This is a genomic window from Flavobacterium sp. ZE23DGlu08, from assembly GCF_030505335.1.
Classification (GTDB): Bacteria; Bacteroidota; Bacteroidia; order Flavobacteriales; family Flavobacteriaceae; genus Flavobacterium; species Flavobacterium algoritolerans.
In genome coordinates, this window is record NZ_CP130045.1 from 2,371,490 (window position 1) to 2,392,242 (window position 20,753).

The 20,753-nt window shown below is 33.8% G+C and carries 18 protein-coding genes; 8 read left to right on the plus strand and 10 right to left on the minus strand.

Translation table 11 applies throughout. The features are described from left to right. The first annotated feature begins 35 nt into the window (after window positions 1-35). Complete coding sequence (locus tag Q1W72_RS10340) at window positions 36-1,208, plus strand: transglutaminase domain-containing protein (protein ID WP_302135114.1); 1,173 nt, start codon at window positions 36-38, stop codon at window positions 1,206-1,208. On the opposite strand, the gene Q1W72_RS10345 is transcribed toward Q1W72_RS10340, so the two are convergent. After that, a complete protein-coding gene (locus Q1W72_RS10345) occupies window positions 1,200-2,354 on the minus strand; it encodes a PAS domain-containing sensor histidine kinase (protein WP_121342902.1) in 1,155 nt (384 codons plus the stop codon). The genes Q1W72_RS10340 and Q1W72_RS10345 overlap by 9 nt on opposite strands. A gap of 175 nt (window positions 2,355-2,529) precedes the next feature. Here Q1W72_RS10345 and Q1W72_RS10350 point away from each other — a divergent pair, with 175 nt between their 5' ends. From Q1W72_RS10350 to aat, 3 genes are all read left to right on the plus strand, one after another. After that, window positions 2,530-3,411, plus strand: a complete 882-nt coding sequence (locus Q1W72_RS10350) for a flavin reductase family protein (protein ID WP_121342901.1) — start codon at window positions 2,530-2,532, stop codon at window positions 3,409-3,411. A gap of 24 nt (window positions 3,412-3,435) precedes the next feature. Next, window positions 3,436-3,816, plus strand: a complete 381-nt coding sequence (locus Q1W72_RS10355; protein ID WP_099714265.1) for a DUF3127 domain-containing protein — start codon at window positions 3,436-3,438, stop codon at window positions 3,814-3,816. An 81-nt stretch (window positions 3,817-3,897) separates the two neighbouring features. After that, complete coding sequence (gene aat / locus Q1W72_RS10360) at window positions 3,898-4,536, plus strand: leucyl/phenylalanyl-tRNA--protein transferase (protein WP_302135117.1); 639 nt, start codon at window positions 3,898-3,900, stop codon at window positions 4,534-4,536. Window positions 4,537-4,580: 44 nt separating this feature from the next. Here aat and Q1W72_RS10365 read toward each other — a convergent pair whose 3' ends face one another. The 6 genes from Q1W72_RS10365 to rplM form a co-directional block, all read right to left on the minus strand. Further along, window positions 4,581-5,141 carry a DNA-3-methyladenine glycosylase I gene (locus tag Q1W72_RS10365; protein ID WP_302135118.1) on the minus strand — a complete coding sequence of 187 codons (561 nt, stop codon included), beginning with the start codon at window positions 5,139-5,141 and terminating at the stop codon, window positions 4,581-4,583. Window positions 5,142-5,144: 3 nt separating this feature from the next. Then, the gene (locus Q1W72_RS10370) at window positions 5,145-5,798 is read right to left on the minus strand and encodes a queuosine precursor transporter (RefSeq protein WP_282710881.1); all 654 of its coding nucleotides are present in this window, start codon (window positions 5,796-5,798) and stop codon (window positions 5,145-5,147) included. 167 nt (window positions 5,799-5,965) lie between these two features. Continuing rightward, entirely contained in the window at window positions 5,966-6,790 is an 825-nt protein-coding gene (gene tsf / locus Q1W72_RS10375; RefSeq protein ID WP_099714269.1) for a translation elongation factor Ts, read from the minus strand. A 133-nt stretch (window positions 6,791-6,923) separates the two neighbouring features. Then, the gene (gene rpsB, locus Q1W72_RS10380; protein ID WP_302135120.1) at window positions 6,924-7,721 is read right to left on the minus strand and encodes a 30S ribosomal protein S2; all 798 of its coding nucleotides are present in this window, start codon (window positions 7,719-7,721) and stop codon (window positions 6,924-6,926) included. 173 nt (window positions 7,722-7,894) lie between these two features. Next, the gene (rpsI, locus tag Q1W72_RS10385; RefSeq protein ID WP_066080508.1) at window positions 7,895-8,281 is read right to left on the minus strand and encodes a 30S ribosomal protein S9; all 387 of its coding nucleotides are present in this window, start codon (window positions 8,279-8,281) and stop codon (window positions 7,895-7,897) included. Next, a complete protein-coding gene (rplM, locus tag Q1W72_RS10390; RefSeq protein WP_099714271.1) occupies window positions 8,281-8,736 on the minus strand; it encodes a 50S ribosomal protein L13 in 456 nt (151 codons plus the stop codon). The genes rpsI and rplM overlap by 1 nt, the downstream gene beginning before the upstream one ends. Before the next feature lie 344 nt (window positions 8,737-9,080). On the opposite strand from rplM, the gene Q1W72_RS10395 reads away from it, so the two are divergent. After that, window positions 9,081-10,103, plus strand: coding sequence for a LacI family DNA-binding transcriptional regulator (locus Q1W72_RS10395; RefSeq protein ID WP_121342895.1), 1,023 nt, complete (start codon window positions 9,081-9,083; stop codon window positions 10,101-10,103). 84 nt (window positions 10,104-10,187) lie between these two features. On the opposite strand, the gene polA is transcribed toward Q1W72_RS10395, so the two are convergent. Further along, window positions 10,188-13,031, minus strand: a complete 2,844-nt coding sequence (gene polA / locus Q1W72_RS10400) for a DNA polymerase I (RefSeq protein ID WP_302135123.1) — start codon at window positions 13,029-13,031, stop codon at window positions 10,188-10,190. Window positions 13,032-13,399: 368 nt separating this feature from the next. On the opposite strand from polA, the gene Q1W72_RS10405 reads away from it, so the two are divergent. From Q1W72_RS10405 to Q1W72_RS10415, 3 genes are all read left to right on the plus strand, one after another. Next, window positions 13,400-14,890, plus strand: coding sequence for a hypothetical protein (locus Q1W72_RS10405; RefSeq protein WP_302135125.1), 1,491 nt, complete (start codon window positions 13,400-13,402; stop codon window positions 14,888-14,890). Between the two features lie 201 nt (window positions 14,891-15,091). Next, complete coding sequence (locus tag Q1W72_RS10410; RefSeq protein ID WP_099714275.1) at window positions 15,092-16,327, plus strand: metallophosphoesterase; 1,236 nt, start codon at window positions 15,092-15,094, stop codon at window positions 16,325-16,327. Window positions 16,328-16,400: 73 nt separating this feature from the next. Next, the gene (locus tag Q1W72_RS10415; protein ID WP_099714276.1) at window positions 16,401-16,697 is read left to right on the plus strand and encodes a co-chaperone YbbN; all 297 of its coding nucleotides are present in this window, start codon (window positions 16,401-16,403) and stop codon (window positions 16,695-16,697) included. Between the two features lie 9 nt (window positions 16,698-16,706). On the opposite strand, the gene Q1W72_RS10420 is transcribed toward Q1W72_RS10415, so the two are convergent. Next, complete coding sequence (locus tag Q1W72_RS10420; RefSeq protein ID WP_099714277.1) at window positions 16,707-17,354, minus strand: polysaccharide deacetylase family protein; 648 nt, start codon at window positions 17,352-17,354, stop codon at window positions 16,707-16,709. A gap of 79 nt (window positions 17,355-17,433) precedes the next feature. Next, window positions 17,434-20,715: a DUF2723 domain-containing protein gene (locus Q1W72_RS10425; RefSeq protein ID WP_099714278.1), complete on the minus strand. Its 3,282-nt coding sequence runs from the start codon at window positions 20,713-20,715 to the stop codon at window positions 17,434-17,436. Window positions 20,716-20,753: the final 38 nt, after the last annotated feature.

Genomic DNA, 20,753 nt, shown 5'->3' on the forward strand with positions numbered 1-20,753 from the left:
ATCCCTTTTAATTTTTTGAGACTACATTATATACTATGAAAAACATTTGTTTAGTACTTTTTTTCTTTTTCTCACTTCTAAGTTTTGGACGGGTCAATGTCGGATATCCTTTGGTTGATGCTAAAATGGCTGCTATTCCTGCTAGTTCAATTACCTCTACTGATGCAATTGCCAAATATATCAACGCTAATTTTAAAACAGAAACGGATAAAATCAGGGCTGTTTTTTATTGGACTACATCAAATATAAGTTATGATGTTGCCAATATGTTTGTCGTAAACTTCAATGAAACGGTACAGGAACAAATCGCAAGGACGTTAAGAACCAAAAAAGGTGTTTGTATTCATTATGCTGTCGTTTTTAATGAGCTTTCGCAAAAAACAGGAATCCAATCCTATATAATCGATGGATATACAAAGCAAAACGGAAAAGTAAGTGATTTAGCTCACGCTTGGATAGCCGCAAAAATTGATAAAAAGTGGTATGTATTTGATCCAACTTGGGGTTCTGGTTATGTCAATAATGGGAGGTTTTATAAAAAAATAAATAACTATTATTTTAAGACTGAACCCACTAAAATAATTGCTTCCCACATTCCATTTGATTATTTATGGCAATTTTCCAATTATCCGATTACTAATGGTGAGTTTTATGAAGGAAAAATTGAAATCAACAAAACCAAGAAATACTTTGATTTTGAGAAAGAAATTATCAAATATAATGCCTTGTCTGAAGCTGATCAATTATTTGATTCGGCAGAAAGAATAGAGAAAAATGGATTGAAAAACGCCATGATTCTGGAACGTTATGAAGGGAAAAAGCAGCAGTTGACTTATTTGAGACATAATACGAATATTGAGAAATTGAATTCCATTGTTAATGAAATGAATCAGGCAGTTGTTCTATTGAATGATTTTATTTATTACAGAAACAATAAGTTCAAGCCTGCTTTATCAGATGATGAAATTAGCAATATGATTGAAACGCCAAGAGAACAGCTGGTTAAGTGTCAGAATGATATTTACAGCGTGGGTTCAGTTGGCAGCAAAAATGCATCTAATGTAGCATCGATTAAAAAATCGATTGGAGCAGCTTTGGCGCAAGCCGAAGAACATTCCTTGTTTGTGAAAAATTACTTGAGTAAGTCTAAAATAGTCAGAAAAACGATGTTTTCTAAAGTCTCTTGGTTTGGTGTTCCGTTAAACTAAATTGCTTTTTTTAAAACTGACTTGCATCGTTGTTCCTTTTCCAATCTCGGAATTCAATACTTTTATGGTTCCTTTATGGTATTCCTCCACGATTCTTTTAGTCAATGAGAGACCCAATCCCCAGCCGCGTTTTTTAGTCGTAAATCCAGGCTCGAAGATGCTTTTGAATTGGTTTTTTTGAATTCCGCTTCCAGTATCGGTAACGTTTATTTTTACAGAATCGCCTTCTTGTTCAATTTCAAGTGCTAATTTCCCTTTTCCTTTCATGGCATCGATGGCATTTTTTACAAGATTTTCAATGGTCCAACTGTGTAAAGTAGGATTCAAAGAAACAATGATAGGTGATTTTGGTGCCTTGAATGAAAATTCAATTTGTTTTGAAAATCGGGATTGTAAATAGTCGTAGGATTGAAAGGTTTCTGCTACGATGTCTTTGTTTTCTAATTTTGGTTCTGAACCTATTTTAGAGAAACGATCTGTTATGGTTTGTAAACGTTCAATGTCTTTTTCAATTTCGAAAGTGGTGCTTTCGTCTACATTTTCGGATTTCAAGAGTTCGACCCAGCCAATCAAGGAAGAAAGCGGAGTTCCTATCTGGTGTGCGGTTTCTTTTGCCATTCCCGCCCAAAGTTTATTTTGCGTAGCCATTTTGGTACTTCTGTAAAAATTGTAAACAAGCGCACCAAAAAGCACAATGATAAGCACTAAAGCAACGGGATAATATTTTAACTTATTCAGTAATGCGGAATTACCGTAATACAGATTTTGAAATTTTCCCGGGACATATTCAATGACAATAGGTTCATTTTCGCTTTTTAATTTGGATAAAAAATCCTGGGCTTTGGACTTATTTTTCACAATAGCATCGTCAATGTTTACGGTGTTTATGATGCTGTCATTCTCCGTAACAATAATAGGAATTGAGGTATTGTTGCTGAAAATCTGAAGTGGGAGTTCTACATCGGTATTTTCACCGGCATTGTTAAGTGTTTTTTGAGCTTTTGCCCAAAGGTTCATTTTTAATCGTTCTTCATTTTTGAAGATTTGAAAAAAAGTATAAGTGTTCCAGAGAATTAATGAAATGATTAAAAAGGATGCAAAAATAATAACCCAACGAGTTGTATTTCTTCTTTCAGAAAACTGCATAAATATAATTTAGTGGTATAAATATAACGAAATAAATGCTCTTGTATTTTAGTTTTTGAGAAAGAATTTTTTTTGAGAAAATCAATCCTTTATTTTATTCTAATTTGAGGTTACTGCTTCTTAAACTTAATTCATTTGTCTACTTTTGTATCTTTCAGCAATAAATTAAAAACGTATGATTACTATTGATCCTAAAAGTATTGAAACAGCAAAACTGCAAGGGTATTTGCAAAGTTCCGTTGGACCGCGACCTATTGCTTTTGCCAGTACGATGGATGCTAAAGGGAATCCTAATCTATCGCCTTTTAGTTTCTTCAATGTGTTCAGTGCCAATCCTCCAATTCTGATATTTTCGCCTGCAAGACGCGTTCGTGATAATTCGATAAAACACACCTTAATCAATGCCGAAGCGACTCGTGAAGTAGTGATTAATGTGGTAAATTATAATATAGTTCAGCAAACGTCTCTGGCCAGTACGGAATATGCTGATGGAGTAGATGAGTTTATAAAATCTGGCTTGACTCCAATTGCTTCGGAGGTGGTAAAACCTTTTAGGGTAAAAGAATCCCCCGTTCAATTTGAATGCAAAGTCACTCAGATTATTCCATTGGGAACTGAAGGAGGAGCCGGAAATTTAGTGCTTTGTGAAGTAGTGCGCATTCATATTGACGAATCTGTTTTAGACGAAAATGGAGCGATTGACCAACACAAAATTGACTTAGTTTCCAGATTAGGCGGCAACTGGTATTCCAGGTCGAATCAAGGTCTTTTTGAAGTGCCAAAACCATTATCCACATTAGGAATTGGAGTGGATGCGATTCCAGATTTTATAAAAGAAAGTACAGTTTTTGATGGAAATGATTTAGGGATTTTAGGGAATATTGAAGCCTTGCCTACAAAGGAAGAAGTTACTATATTTGTAAAACAAAATTTCGCAGTAAAAGGAGTTTTAAGCTCCGATGATGAGTTAAAAGTGCATTTGGAAGCTAAAAAATATTTAAATGCCAACGACGTGTTTTCAGCATGGAAAGTACTTTTGGCAGAAAGAAAAAAATAGAGCAAAACAATTAAAACATAGAAGATGGAAGTTACAGGAAAAATTAAAATGATCGATCAAACTAAAGAAGTTGGATCTGGAGGTTTCAAAAAAAGAGATGTAGTTGTTACTACTGATGAGCAATATCCACAACATATTCTAGTTCAGTTTGTTCAGGATAAATGTGACTTATTGAACGGTTTTCAAGTAGGTGAGCCTGTGAAAATTGATATTAATTTAAGAGGTAGAGAATGGACAAATCCTCAAGGGGAAACGGTTTATTTTAATACTATCCAAGGATGGAGAATTGGAAAATTGCAAGCTGAAGCTCCTTCTGCTGCACAAATGCCTCCAATGCCGGCTGCAGAAGCTTTTGCACCAGCAACTAACTTAAACGAAGAAGAAGCAGACGATTTACCTTTTTAATCATTTGAATTTCTATTGATATAGTAAAAACAAACCCGACAGGTATTCAAAACACTGTCGGGTTTTATTTTTTAATAAAGAATGTATTATTTAACTGCAGCACTATTCTTTCCTCCAGTTTCTCTGACTAATTCTTCGGGTATTCTTGCTCTTGGAGGAGATTTATCACCGGAACGATTGCAACTTGCTTATAAAAGTGGCATTTTTCCGTGGTTTGAAGATGGAGAACCTATTACATGGTGGTCGCCAAATCCCAGAATGGTTTTGTTTCTGGATGAATTGATTGTATCCAAGAGTATGCGTAACATTCTGAATCGAAATAGTTTCAAGGTTACTTTTAATCAGAATTTCAGGGACGTAATTTCAAACTGTCAAAACATAAAGAGAGACGGTCAAAATGGGACTTGGATAACGAATGATATGATTGAAGCCTATTGTAAATTGAACGAATTAGGTATTGCAAAATCGGTTGAAGTCTGGCAAGATGAGGTTTTGGTTGGTGGATTGTACGGAATCGATTTGGGTCATGTTTTTTGTGGTGAAAGTATGTTTTCTAAAGTCTCTAATGCTTCCAAAGTGGCTTTCATTGCTTTGGTAAACCAATTAAAAAAAGAAAATTACAAACTGTTGGATTGCCAAGTTTATAATCCGCATCTTGAAAGTTTGGGCTGCAGGGAAATTGACAGAGAAGAATTTATGGAGATTTTGAAAAGTAAATAATTTTCAGATTCCGATTTCTAGTACTTTAAACTGCAACCTGATTACTAGCTTTTTTTCCAGCAATCTGCTACGTGATCATCGACCATTCCAGTGGCTTGCATGTGTGCATAAATCACAGTGGAACCTACGAATTTAAATCCGCGTTTTTTCAAATCTTTACTAATTTCATCCGAAAGTGGCGTTGTTGCAGGAACTTCTTTCAAGGATTGTCGGTTGTTTTGAATAGGTTTTCCATCGGTAAATTTCCAAATGTATTTTGAAAAACTACCAAATTCTTCTTGTACTTTCATAAAAGCAATGGCATTCGAAACGGCTGCGCGAATTTTTAATTGATTGCGAATAATCCCTGTATCTTGAAGTAATTCTTGGATTTTATCTTCGGTATAATTCGAAACTTTTTTATAGTCAAAATCATCAAAAGCTAATTGGAAGTTTTCTCTTTTTTTTAGGATTGTAATCCAACTTAGTCCCGCTTGGAAAGTTTCTAAGATTAGGAATTCAAATAATTTTTGATCTTCATAAACTGGAACACCCCATTCTTCATCATGGTATTTTTCGTAAATATCAATACCAACACACCATTTACATCTTGTTTTTTCTATCATGATTTATTCTGTTTCTTCTGATAAATATTTTTTTATAATGTAGTGCCCCAAATAAATTAGTGGGGTCAATAAAACGGCAATTCCAAGTTTGAATGTATAGCCCGTCAATGCGGAAGTTATAAAAGTGTCAAAGTTAATTTTTCCGGGCAACCAAAAAGCAATTCCAAGGACAATAAAAGAATCGAATAATTGAGAAATTATAGTGGAACCCGTTGCTCTAAGCCAGATTTTATTATTTCCTGTACGGTTTTTGAAAAACCAAAAAATAGTTACATCAATCAATTGTGAAACTAGAAATGCAATGATACTTCCAACGATGATCCACATACTTTGCCCAAAAACAGCAAAGAATTGGTCATCATTTACAGGGCTAATTCCTTTTGCTGCTGGAATGCTTATGGCTAAAAATAATAGGATAAAAGCGTAAGCAATTAAACCGGCTGTTATTAAAGACAATTTTTTTACTCCTTTTTCTCCAAAATATTCATTGATTAAATCGGTAGTCAGGAAAACTATGGGCCAAGGTAAAATACCGATGCTCATTACAAACGGACCTATTTGTATCAGTTTTCCACCGATTAATTCGGCAGTAACAGCATTAGTAATGAAGATTCCGGCGAGTATAACAAATACGAGCTCTTTTTTTGTTTTAAACATAAATGATAATTAGTACTCAAATTTAGTATTTTAATTTGAAATTTATGTTTTATAAAACAAACAGTAGTTGATTTAAAAAAAAATCCCATTCGAGTGAACGAATGGGATTTTATATTTGTAATCAGAATTGTAAATGAGTTTAGAATTCTGAAACGATTTTAGAATGATTATCCTAAAGCAGCTCTTTTGAAACCTGTAACGATAAGATCTTTGTCTAAAGATTTAACATAAGCAGCAACGCTTAATTTGTTGTCTTTGATGTAATCTTGGTTTACTAAAGTGTTGTCTTTAAAGAAACGAGCTAATTTACCTTTAGCGATATTGTCTAACATTGCTTCAGCTTTTCCTTCTTGACGTAGGATGTCTTTAGCAATTTCGATTTCTTTAGCGATAGTTTCAGCATCAACACCTTCTTCGTTTAATGCAATAGGAGCCATAGCTGCTGCTTGCATAGATACGTTTCTTGAAACTTCGTCAGCACCTTCAACATTTGCAGATAGAGCAACTAAAGTAGCGATTTTGTTTCCAGAGTGGATGTAAGATCCGATGAAAGCACCTTCTAATTTTTCGAAAGTTCTGATTTCTAATTTTTCACCGATAACTCCTGTTTGCTCGATTAATTTATCAGCAACAGTAATTCCGTTGAAGTCAGCAGCTAAAAATTCTTCTTTAGTATTGAAGTTCAATGCTAAATTAGCCATTTCAGTAGCCATTTTTACAAAGTTCTCATTCATTCCTACGAAGTCAGTCTCACAGTTCAATGTGATAACAACTCCAGCAGTTTTGTCAGCATTTACAACAGCAATAGCAGCACCTTCAGTAGATTCTCTATCTGAACGGTTTGCAGCTACTTTTTGTCCTTTTTTACGTAAGTTTTCGATAGCTAAATCAAAATCTCCGTCTGCTTCAACCAAGGCTTTTTTGCAGTCCATCATACCTGCACCAGTGATTGTTCTTAATTTATTTACGTCTGCAGCAGTAATTGTTGCCATATTGTATTATTTTTTAAGGTTAAAAGTAAAAAATTCCAAGTGTTAAATCCAATTTCCAATTTTATTAAATTATCAACTTTAGGTTTCTAATTTTTTTTGGAGAGGAATTTAAAACTTGGAATTAAATGTTTATTTATTCTTCAGTTGCAGTTGGAGCAGCAGCTTCTACAGCAGGAGCTACTTCTACAGCTTCAGCAGCAGGAGGAACAACTTCAGCAGTAGCTTCAGCTTCTTTGTCAGAACCTCTATCAGAAAGTCCTTCAACAATTGCAGCAGTAACTAAAGATAAAATTTTATCAATTGATTTAGAAGCATCATCATTTGCAGGAATTACATATTCTACTTCACGAGGATCAGAATTTGTATCAACCATTGCAAAAACTGGAATGTTTAATTTTTGAGCTTCTTTTATTGCGATATGTTCCGCTTTGATATCAACTACGAACAATGCAGCTGGTAGTCTTGACATGTCAGCTATTGAACCTAAGTTTTTCTCTAATTTAGCACGAAGACGATCAACTTGCAAACGCTCTTTTTTAGAAAGAGTCATGAATGTACCATCTTTCTTCATTTTATCAATAGTAGCCATTTTTTTAACAGCTTTACGGATAGTTACGAAGTTAGTTAGCATTCCACCAGGCCATCTTTCAGTGATGTAAGGCATGTTTGCAGCTTTTGCTTTTTCAGCAACGATGTCTTTTGCTTGTTTTTTGGTAGCAACGAATAATATTTTTCTACCTGATGCAGCGATTTTTTTCAAAGCGTCATTAGCTTCTTCAATTTTTGCTGCAGTTTTATATAGATTGATAATGTGAATACCATTACGCTCCATATAAATGTAAGGAGCCATGTTTGGATCCCACTTTCTAGTCATGTGTCCGAAGTGAACACCTGCTTCTAGTAATTCTTTTACTTCTACTTTGTTTGCCATTTTGTTCTAGTTTACGTTCTGTTGATTAGCAATGAATAAATGGCGATTTCTCGGCTTTATACATTTAGATGCTAAACTATTTCCTACCTCAGTAGGAGAGCAACAACAACTGTTTTTTTAAATTCAATAATAAATGAACGATGTCTTGTCCCATTTGAACAAGACAGGTAATATTAACGTTTAGAGAATTGGAATCTCTTACGAGCTTTCTTCTGACCGAATTTCTTACGTTCAACCATTCTTGGATCTCTTGTTAATAAACCTTCTGGTTTCAAGATAGCTCTGTTTTCAGCATTTACTTCACACATAACGCGTGCCAATGCCATTCTTACAGCTTCTGCTTGACCAGTTGAACCACCACCATAAACGTTAACTTTTACGTCAAAGTTGCTTACATTTTCTGTCATAGACATAGGTTGTAATACTTTGTACTGTAAAGTTGCAGTTGGGAAGTACGTTTCGAATGCTTTTTTGTTTACAGTGATTACTCCTGTTCCTTCTGAAACATAAACACGTGCAACAGCGGTTTTTCTTCTACCGATTTTGTGAATAACTCCCATTACTTAAGATCGTTAAGGTTAACTGTTTTAGGTTTTTGAGCGCCTTGTTTGTGCTCAGATCCTACAACAACATTTAAATTTCTAAAAAGTTCAGCACCTAATTTATTTTTAGGTAACATCCCTCTTACAGCTTTCTCTACTAATAATGCAGGGTTTTTTGATTGCAATACTTTAGCAGTTAAAGTTCTTTGACCTCCTGGGTAACCAGTGTGACGGATGTATGTTTTTTCATCCATTTTGTTACCTGTAAGGTTAATTTTTTCTGAGTTGATAACGATTACGTTATCACCGCAGTCCACGTGTGGTGTGTAACTTGGCTTGTACTTACCTCTCAAAATCATAGCGACTTTTGAAGCAAGACGACCTAAGTTGTGACCATCAGCATCTACAACAATCCACTCTTTTGTAACTGTGGCTTTGCTTGCTGATTGTGTCTTGTAGCTTAATGCGTCCATAATATATTTTTAATTAAACATTCCATCCCCAATAAAGGGGTTGCAAAAGTACAATTAATTATTTTAAATACAAATACCTTAAATGAATATTTTTTTCTTGTTTTTACTCTGATAATCAAATGTATATTTAAAATAATATTCTAAGATTGAATTTGCGTTTCTCACTTCTGGGTGAGTTGAATTCGAGGTGCTGTTGTTTTTATTTAATTTTATTGTATATTTCTAATATTTGGAAGCAAATTTTACATTTTATTGGCTATTTTTGTCACTTAAACAGTTAATATTCTAATTATTCATATCTTGTCACTGTTTTTATTATATAAATTACGTCAAAAATCTCTCTTATGAAAGCTAAAGCAACTTTAAAACAAATCGCTAAAGAACTGAATGTTTCTGTTTCTACAGTTTCTAAAGCGTTGAACGATAGCCCGGAGATTAGCGAGCAGACGAAAGTTAAAATTAAAGAATATGCTAAGCTTAAAAATTACAAACCCAATGTTATTGGTTTGAACCTTAAAAATAGAAAAACAAAAACCATTGGTGTAATTATTCCAAATATTTTAAATTCTTTTTTTGCCAAAGTATTTAGCGGTATCGAAAAAATAGCCGACGAAAAAGGGTACAACGTGATTATGTGTATCTCTAACGAATCATCAGAAAAAGAAGCCCATACGCTGGAAATGCTAAGTAATGGAACTATTGATGGATTTATTGTTTCGGTTTCTGAAGAAGCACAAAAAAATCAGGATTACGACCATTTCTCCGCAATCATTAATGATGGAACTCCAATTGTTATGTTTGATCGTATTGCCGATGGCGTAGATTGTGACAAAGTAATTGTTGATGATTTTGACTCCGCTTTAAATTCAACACAACATTTAATTGATATAGGATGCAAGAATATTGCCTTGTTGTCCTCTATCGATAACTTAAGTGTTGGTAAATTAAGAGCCGATGGATATTTGAAAGCATTGGAAAACAATAATATTGCTGTAAACAACGATATCATTTTAAGAACGGATTCTGAAGATGATTTAAAGGATAAAATCGAAAAAGTTTTTGAAAATAAAATTGATGGAATCTTTGCTCTCGAAGAAAATGACTCAGTAGCAGCTTTGCGTATTGCGCTTAAAAAAGGATATAAAGTACCGGAAGAAATTTCTATCATTGGTTTTGCCGATGGTATTCTGGCTTCCAGAAGATTGTCTCCAAGTTTAACAACGGTGAGTCAGCACGGAATCGAAATAGGTGAGGTGGCCGCTAAATTGCTTATTGACAGGTTAGAATCCAAAGAAGAAGATTTGCCTTATGAAACGGTCGTAATCAAAACAAAATTGAAAGAAAGAGAGTCAACAAGGAAATTGTAGAAACTCATTTAATATAAGATTAAAAAAAATCTCTAATCATTTAAAACGATTAGAGATTTTTTTTATGAGTATGATGGAAGATATTTAATGTGCTTCCAACCAATCTTTTCCAGCTCCTAAATCAACATCCAAAGGAACATCAAGTTTGAAAGCGTGTTCCATTTCGTGTTTTATCATCGGTTGGATTTTTTCGAGTTCCGAATTGTGTACGTCAAACACAAGCTCATCATGAACTTGTAATAACATTTTGCTTTTCCAATTTTCGGATGTTAGTTTTTCATGAATATTAATCATTGCAATTTTGATGATATCGGCAGCACTTCCTTGAATTGGTGCATTTACCGCATTTCGTTCTGCACCACCACGAACAATGGCGTTTTGCGAATTAATATCTTTCAAATAACGGCGACGGCCCAAGATGGTTTGTACATAACCATTATCTCTTGCAAAATCTATTTGTTCTTGAATATAGGACTTCAATCTTGGATACGTTTTATAATACGCTTCAATCAAAGCGGCACTTTCACTTCTGGATAATGAAGTTTGATTGCTCAATCCAAAAGCCGAAACACCATAAATAATTCCAAAATTTACTGTTTTGGCATGACTTCGTTGCTCGCGAGTTACTTCTTCGAGTGGAACATTAAATACTTTTGAAGCAGTAGATTTGTGAATGTCTTCGTGATTTTGGAATGCCTTAATCATGTTTTCTTCACCACTCAATGCCGCAATTACACGCAATTCTATTTGGGAATAATCCGCAGAAACCAAGGTGTAATTTTCATCTCGGGCCACGAATGCTTTTCTAATCTGTCTTCCTCGTTCCGTACGAATAGGAATGTTTTGCAAGTTCGGATTATTTGAACTCAAACGACCTGTTGCGGCAACGGTTTGCATATAATCGGTGTGGATGCGTTGCGTGATTTTGTCTACTTGGTTTGGCAAAGCCTCGACATAGGTGTTTTGAAGTTTTACCAATTGTCGCCAATCCAGAATGTCTTTTACAATTGGGTTTTCGGCAGCCAAATAACTCAAGATTTCCTCTCCGGTTGCATATTGACCAGTTTTGGTTTTCTTTTGTTTTACACCTCCAATTTTTAATTTATCGAATAAAACATCACCTAATTGCTTTGGAGAAGCCAGATTAAATTTTTCTCCGGCAGTTTCAAAAATGTTTGCTTCTAATATTTTAATGTCATCGTCTAATGTTTTTGAAAGTGATTTCAAGAAATCTACATCAACACGAATTCCTTCTTTTTCCATATCGGCCAGAACTTTTACTAATGGAATTTCGATTTCCTCAAAAAGTTTTTTGGTTCCGGTTTTATCCAATTCCGATGTGAATATTTCCTTAAGTTGGAAGGTTACATCAGCATCTTCAACGGCATATTCTTTTATTTCTTCCAATGCAACGTCACGCATTGATTTTTGGTTTTTCCCTTTTTTACCAATTAAAGTTTCTATGGATTGAGGGGAATATTTCAAATACGTTTCTGACAAAATATCCATATTATGACGCATATCCGGATTGATCAGATAATGTGCAATCATGGTGTCGAATAATTTTCCTTTTACGGTAACATTGTAATTAGAAAGAATTTTTAAATCGTATTTTAAATTCTGACCAATTTTTTCAATGCTTTCATTTTCGAAAAAAGGAATGAATTTTTCAATTAAAGTTTGTGCTTCTTCTTGATTTTCCGGAAACGGAACATAGAATCCTTTTCCTTTCTCATAGGAGAATGAGATTCCGACCAATTCAGCATGCAAAGCGTCCAAACCGGTTGTTTCAGTATCAAAACACACCGAAGATTGGTTTTGTAAATTTTGCAACAGCAATCGCAATCCTAAATCCCCTTGAATTATCTGATATGAATGTGCAGTGTTTTCTAATGAATTGTAGTACTGATGACGCGTTTCTTCTGAAGAATCATCTTGAATGGCACTTCCAAAAAGATCAAATTGTTCTTCGTTTTTTGGTTGTGGTTTTTTGTATAGTTTGGTTTCGTCAACAGGATTATTGTTAGTAGTTGCAGTTCCGCCTTTTTTGAATATGGCGTCAAATTGCTCTGCCATTCTTCTGAACTCTAATTCATTGAAAAGCGCATCTGTTTTTTCGACATCGGGGGTTGATAATTCATAATCCGTTTCGTCAAAAATAACGGGGCAGTCCAGTAAAATTGTCGCCAAAGTTTTGGATAATAATCCTTTTTCTTTATTGGCTTCAATGTTTTCTTTCATTTTTCCCTTTAGCTTGTCAGTATTGGCTAAAAGATTTTCCATTGTTCCAAATTCCTTCAACAGTTTCTTAGCTGTTACTTCGCCTACACCAGGAAGTCCTGGAATATTATCGGCAGCGTCACCCATCATTCCAAGAAAGTCAATTACTTGGTCTGGTCTTTCAATTTCAAATTTTGCCAAAACTTCCGGAATCCCCCAAATTTCTATTCCGTTCCCCATTCGAGCAGGTTTATACATGAATATATTTTCAGAAACGAGTTGTGCAAAATCCTTGTCAGGAGTAACCATAAAGACTTTGTAGTTCTGTTTTTCGGCTTGTTTAGCAATTGTACCAATTAAATCATCAGCTTCATAACCTTTTACTTCTATAATAGGAATATGCATGGCTTTCAGTAAATCTTGGATATAAGGTATAGCAATTTTAATAGCTTCGGGAGTGGCGTCACGATGGGCTTTGTATTCTGGAAATATATCATTTCTCAATTGACTTCCGCCATTGTCAAAAGCAACGGCCAAATGGTCTGGTTTTTCTCTTTTTATTACGTCCATCAGGGAATTCATAAATCCCATAATGGCTGATGTGTCCATCCCTTTAGAGTTGATTCTTGGGTTTTTTATGAAAGCATAATAGCCTCTAAAGATTAAGGCGTAGGCATCAAGAAGGAAAAGGCGTTTTTGTTGTGACATAATTGTGATTTTGTAAAGTTTTCAAAAGTACAAAACTTGTGAGATAAAGGAGTGAAGGTTTGAAATATTTCTTAGGATTGGTACAGGTGCCTCTTTTTTTGTTTTTTGAAAATTTCGACTGGAAAATTTTGTAATCAATTTTTTATTTCGAGAAACATTGCGAATAATGATTTGAAAGAAAATTGTTATTAATCTGTTACGCATAATTATTTTTAAACAACTAAATTATAAGAATATAAATATACATTTAATAAAAAGATGCTTTTAATCGATTATTTATGTATTTAAACGTTGTTTTTGTGTAAATTTACACACAGAGTTTTAAGCCCAGTGAGGCTATTTATATTAAATCTTTAATTCGTTATATTATGAGAAAAAATTATTTTTCAAAAAAGGTATTACAAGCCTGTGTGTTATTTTTCATGATAATAACAACAAATGTGTTTGCCCAAGTAGGCATAGGAACGATTACACCACATGCAAGTTCCGTATTGGATGTTTCATCAACAACCCAAGGTATGTTGACGCCCAGAATGACAACTGTGCAAAGAGCGGCTATTGCGTCTCCTGCTGATGGTTTAATGGTTTATGATACAGATTTGAAAGCTTTTCATTATTACAATTCATCGGCCGCAACGTGGACAATTATAAATAGTTCTGCCACAGGACGATTAAAATTTAAGCGAATTAGATCTACGGATGTTTTAGCTACTGTTTTAGCAACAGAACTTGCTGCTGGTGGTGGTACTAAATATGTATTAGATAGTACGACCCACTATGAAATAAATGGAACAATTGTTTTTAATTTTCCAATTGATTTAAACAATGCCAGTTTAATAGGAGTAGATGCCAATGAAGATATCATAGTTAGAAGTAGTGGATTCCTATTTGATGGTACAACTGGAGGAACAGTAAAAAACCTTACTATTTCAGGTGCTTGCACTGTTTTTAATTTGATTGGTTCCGGAAATACGCAAACTATACTTTTTAGAGATAGCATAGTATCGGGTGCTACAAGTGTAGGTACGATTAGTGGTTTTAATTTAGTGTTTTTTTCAATTATTAATTATTCAGGGAATACAACGGGAATCACGTACACTAATATCACTAGGGTCCTATTAAGCAATACCGCTTGGTTTGGTAATAATTTAGGAACTTTTGAAAGGTTTACCGGAACATTTTCTTTGTTACAAAAGCAAGGTGGTTTTTGTGAAGTAAATGGTGCCGCAATAGGAGTAGATGTTTTTGCAAATCCCACCATTATTGGAGATGCTGTAATGGAAACAGTAGTTTTTACAGGAACTCCTACTACAGGTAAGTTTGTAAATGCATATACTACTGGGACATTTGCGGGATATAATTTTAATAACAAATGGAATGTCAGATGTTCAGGTATACCTACCGAAGTAGATGCCTCAGCTACGGGAGAATTTAGCGTGAATTATCCTCCGGGATCAGGTGCTCCTATTACAATAACGAATTCAGGAACTCCATCAAAAATTAATCTCGCTACTACGTCTGCTACAACTTCAAATTTTAGATTCACAACTACTACAAATGATGCTAAAATGGTTTATTTGGGTTTAAAAAAGCGAATTATTAAGTTTTCGGGTAGTTTGTCATTTGTTGCAGACTCTAATGGAAAGACAGGAATTTATATATTTTATATTGCTAAAAATGGAGTTGTTATTGGACAAACAAAAATATATGGTTTTACAAACTCGACCACAGATACAGTAGCGATCCCATTATCAGGATCAACAGAGCTGACTACAAATGATTTTATCGAAGTTTTTGCCGATTATTTAGGAACAGCGGGTCAAATAAAAGTTACATCACTGACATTAACCGCTTTTTAATAAAATCAAAAAAAAAGTACTATAGCTTTGCTGTTAATCAAACAATTTCTGCTAAAATTAAACCGTGTCATAAAATACTAAATGATGCGGTTTTTTATATTCAGAAAACATTTTTTTGAAGCTTAATCAACAGTTAAATTTTAATTAATAAAAAACCATTTTGGTTAATTGTTTTGTTATTTTGTTAAAAATTTTTTTAAAATGATCTTTCGTATCGTATTCTTGTGCTTAATCCTTCTTGTTATTGAGCTTTATACTTTTCAAGTATTAAAAACTTTAATAAAATCAAAGCCAATATTGTTTTCAATTCAGATTATAAGCATATTAGTTTTAGTATATATTGTTTATTCTTTGATGCAATTTGACCGAAGCGTAGGTCAGACCAAACAAATGATGGTTATCATGGGTTTGTTGCTTATTGTGTATGTTCCAAAATTAATTTTGACATTGATATTAATGGGAGAAGACATCTTTAGATTAGGTGCCGGAACTGTTAACTATTTTGTCAATTATGATAAAAATACAGACTTTCTGAATTCAAGAAGAAAGTTTGTCAGTCAAATAGGATTAGGATTAGCAGCTGTTCCTTTTTTGTCTTTAATATATGGGGTAACTATAGGTAAATACAATTATAAAGTCATCAAGCAACGTATATTTTTTCCTGATTTACCCGATGCTTTTGATGGTTTTACGATTACTCAAATATCAGATGTTCACAGTGGAAGTTTTGATAATCCAGAGAAAATTAATTATGCAATAGATTTAGTCAATGAGCAAAATTCAGATATGATTTTGTTTACCGGAGATATCGTGAATACTGATGCCAAAGAAATGCATCCGTGGATAGAAACCTTTAACAGAATTAAAAAACATGAATATGGTAAATATTCAGTTTTAGGAAATCACGATTATGGAGAATATGTAACTTGGCCATCAGAGGCGGCAAAAGAAGATAATTTTAAAGCCATTAAAGATTTATACGGACAAATTGGTTTTAAATTAATGCTAAACGAACATACTTTTATTGAAAAAGGAGATGAGAAAATTGCATTAGTTGGCGTAGAAAACTGGGGACATAATTTCAAAAAAGCGGGCGATATCAACAAAGCTTCCCAACATGTAAATAAAGAAGATTTTAAAATTTTGATGAGTCATGACCCTTCGCATTGGGAACATGAAGTGCAGCATCATGAGAAAAATTTCCACCTTACACTTTCGGGGCATACACACGGAATGCAGTTTGGAATAGAAATACCAGGTTATTTTAAATGGAGTTTGGCACAATATGTATACAAACAATGGGCGGGATTATATGAAAACGTCGGACGATACGTTTATGTAAATAGAGGTTTTGGTTTTCATGCCTATCCGGGCAGAGTGGGAATCATGCCGGAAATAACGGTCATCGAACTAAAAAAAGGTGTTAATGTGGCATAATTCGTTTAAAATGCTACATTTGTAAAATAAATATCTCTTTTTAGTGAATTTAAAAAATTAAATTTTTGGTTTTATGTCAAAATTTGGAGAACTTATAAACGCTCAAGTACCTGTGTTAATAGACTTTTACACAGAATGGAATGAGCCTTCAGTTTCAATGCATCCTGTAATTAGAGATGTAGCAGCCGCTCTTGGTGATAAAGCAAAAGTCATAAAGATTGATGTGGATAAAAATCAAGAATTAGCCGATGCTTTGCGCATTAAAGGCTTGCCTACGTTAATGATTTATAAACAAGGTCAAATGATTTGGAGACAATCCGGAGAATTAGATGCGAACACTATTATTAGTATTGTTCAAGAACAATTGTAACGCATTTCATTACAACACCTCACAATTAAAATTGTTTTCTTTTAAATAAGCTAATGTTTTAGGCAATACGTATTCTAAGTTTTTAAAGGCTTTTATACTGTCGTGGAAAACAATAATACTTCCTGGTCTTAGATTTGATGTTGCATTTTCTAAGCATTGTTCTTGCGATAAACTTTGGTCAAAATCAGCACTGAGGACGTCCCACATAATTATTTTATAACCCAGTTTCCTGATTTTTCTAGATTGAGATGCTTTTATCTTGCCATATGGTGGACGAAACAGTTTAGATTTTAGATTAGAAGGACTATTTTTTTGAATCGCTTCTTCGCATAGTCTAGTGTTTTCAATGTAAACTTCGGTTGATGTTTTCCATCCGTTCAAATGATTAAAAGTGTGGTTTCCTATGGAATGACCTTCGCTAATCACCTTTTTGAATATTTCAGTGTTTTTATCAATATTATCTCCAATGCAAAAAAAAGTAGCTTTTACATCGTGCTTTTTTAATTCATCCAAAACCCATTCTGTAACTTCTGGAATAGGCCCATCGTCAAATGTGAGGTAGACTGTCTTAATGTTTCCCGTATTGGAAACATCCCAAGTATAATTTGAGAAAATCTTTTTTATAATCCGACTTGTTTTTATCCAGTACAGTTTCATTTTTTAGTTTTAAAATTAAAAAAAATAGCGACATTTTTCAATATCGCTACCTTTTCTAATTAGAGTTTTCTATTTAAAATTATTCTTTTTCGCGTCCAAAGCGGTCAAACATTTTAATATAAGTATTGAATACAATTTTATTTTTGTTGTAGAAATCTAAATCACCATTTTCTTTCATTACGCTTAAAAGGCTTCTGTATCGCTCAATATCTGTGATGATAGGAATGGCAATACTAGTTTGCTCAGAAGATTTTAGATTGCCATAATAATTAAGGTTTTCTCTGTATTTTAAGATCAATTTGCTTAGCAATTGTTGTGCTTTTAATTTCTCATCAATTTTGTAATATCCGCCAGCAAAAGGTTCTACTAAAGAGTAATAGTCAAAATATTCCAATGGCATTTTTGTCATCGCCAAATCGATAATATTTTTTGCTTTATCTTTTTGTCCTTCAACAATTAATTGATTCATTAATCTGGAAAGGTTGGTTCTGTACGTTATACTATTTCTGCGAGTTTCAGGATCATGGTAAATTTTTGGACTTTCGCCATTGCCCCAATCCCATTTCATAACTTTAGCATACATTTTATCAGAATCAATTTGCCCCATATCAAGTGGACTTGCATCTTTTGACAAAGCGGTTTTTATTGGAACAAGTTTGTATACCATTCCTTCTAATTGAAGATACTCTTTCATCCAGATATAATCTTCGTTGTCAAATGCGCCACCGCTAAAATAGATTGGTCTTTTCCAATTGTTATTAGCAACAATATCAAGCATCATCAATCTGTTTTTGTACAATGCATTTCCTTTTATATCCAAGTCAATGTAAGGAACAATAGAATCATTGTGCTTAGGATTAACCACTTTGTTTTTTATGATTATATTTTTGTCAACAGGAATTCGAATCTTATTTGTAGGATAAAAATGGATTGTTTGTCCGTTTTGCATGTCTACAGTTGATTTTGGATTTTTGATAAAATTGATAAAGTCTTTTATGTCCCAACGGCTTTCAATTTTTGGAATGTGAGCTACATAATCCAGTTTATCCCCTACATATTCATCGTGTGTAAATGAAATAGGAAGAGCATCTGATTCGTATGTTTTAGTTTTCATCTGATCGATATACCAATCAGTCATGAAAAGGCTTGTGTTTACAATTTTGATATCCGTTCTCACTTTTTCAATCTCTTGGGCGTACCAAAGAGGGAACGTATCATTATCACCAATTGTGAATAAAATGGCGTCTGGGTCGCATGATTCCAAATATGCTTTTGCCATTGCAACAGCTGTATATTTACCAGAACGATCGTGATCATCCCAGTTTTGAGAAGCCATAAGAACTGGAGCTGCCAATAAACTTGCTGCAATAATAATTGGACCAGCCAGTTTTGGGGTTAAATATTTCTGGGCACTTTCGTATAATGCATAAACACCAAAGCCTATCCAAATGGCAAATACATAAAAGGAACCTACTAAGGCATAATCTCTTTCTCTAGGTTCGAAAGGCCTTTCGTTCAAGTAGATTTTTAGTGCTATTCCGGTAAAAAGGAATAAGGCGAGTAATACATAGAAACTTTTTAAATCTTTATTGGCATGATACATTAAACCGATTAGGCCAAGTATAAACGGCAGAAAGAAATACACATTTCGACCTTTATTGTTCAATACATCCGAAGGAAGATTGTCTTGGCTTCCTAAGTGTAATTCATCTATAAATGAGATACCACTAAGCCAGTTCCCATCCAGATAGTCGTATTTTCCTTGAATGTCGTTTTGTCTTCCAACAAAATTCCACATCAAGTATCTCCAATACATATAACCAAATTGGTATTCAACCATGAATCCTAAATTGTCAGCAGTTGTAGGTTTTTCTACAATTAAATAATCACCATAGCTTTTCAAGAACGTTACATAACCTTCGTTGTCAATTTGTTTTTGAGCGTAAGCTTGTCTGAATTCGGTAACAATTTTTTCGGTTTCGTTTTTTAGTTGAGCAATCGCTTTGTTGTAATCTTCTTCACTCAACTGACTTGGATCGATACCGTATTTGGCTAAATCATCCTCATATGGATAATCAGGATTTAATCTGAATTGAGGCGGATTTGTAAAATTCATGTAGTTTTCGATGTGCTCACCGCTCCACATTCTTGGCAAAATAGTTTTTTGATTGTTGTCTGAATTTTGCTCGGCATTTTTGAAATTATTTGTAATAATATATTTTCCGGTCTTATAATCTCTTTCGTAATTGGGCGCTTTATCCAGATAAGGATTGTCCTTGTCTAAACCAGCAAACGCTTCTGTGTATTGAGGGCCGTAAAACAAAGGATTTACACCATATTGTTCTCTATTGTAGTAGGCAAGAACTTCGGCAGCATCCGAAGGCTTATTTTCGTTGATTACGGTATTGGCATTTGCTCTGATGGGTAACATCATCCATGTAGAGAAACCAATTAAAATAAATAATATACAAAGGATTATAGTATTGTAGAATGCGAAACCTTTTTGTTTGGTATATTTTAGTCCAAAGTAAAAGAAAGCAATTAAGATTAAAGCTACAAATATAGTTCCTGAGTTAAAAGGTAATCCTAAGCTGTTAACCATGAAAACTTCAGTTTTACCAAAGAATCCCATAGTCAGAGGAAGAAGTAATTTAAAAATAAATAATAAAATAGCGATAACGACAATATTTGCTATGATGAAATTTTTGAGGGTAACTACTTTATAGTTTTTGAAAAAATAAAGGAAACCTATTGCGGGAATTGTTAGTAATGCCATGAAATGAACTCCAAAAGAAAGCCCGACAACAAGAGAGATTATCAGCAGCCATTTATTTCCTCTAGGCTTGTCCATGTCTTGTTCCCAGCGTAAACCCAACCAAAATAATAAGGCAATGAATAAAGATGCCATAGCATATACTTCGGCTTCTACAGCATTGAACCAAAAACTATCTGAAAAAGTATAGGCCAAGGCTCCTACAAATGAACTTCCAAGAATAACAATGTCATTGTTTTTATTCGGGTCTGAAAATCTAGAAACTAATTTTTTCAAGATTATCGATGAAGACCAAAATAAGAATAAAATAGTAAAAGCACTGGAAAATACAGACATCATGTTTACCATTAAGGCAATTTTTGTGTTATCTGAAGCAAACATGGCGAAAAACGCACCAATCATTTGGTATAATGGCGCTCCGGGAGGGTGGCCTACTTCAAGTTTTGCTGCTGTAGCAATGTATTCGCCACAATCCCAAAAACTCATGGTGGGTTCAACAGTTAAAGTGTATGTTAATAATGCTATTCCAAATGTAAACCAACCAATAATTGTATTCCATTTATTGAAATTGAATGCTGCTTTATCCATGTACTAAAATTTAATTTAATTTTGAGTTACAAAGAAAA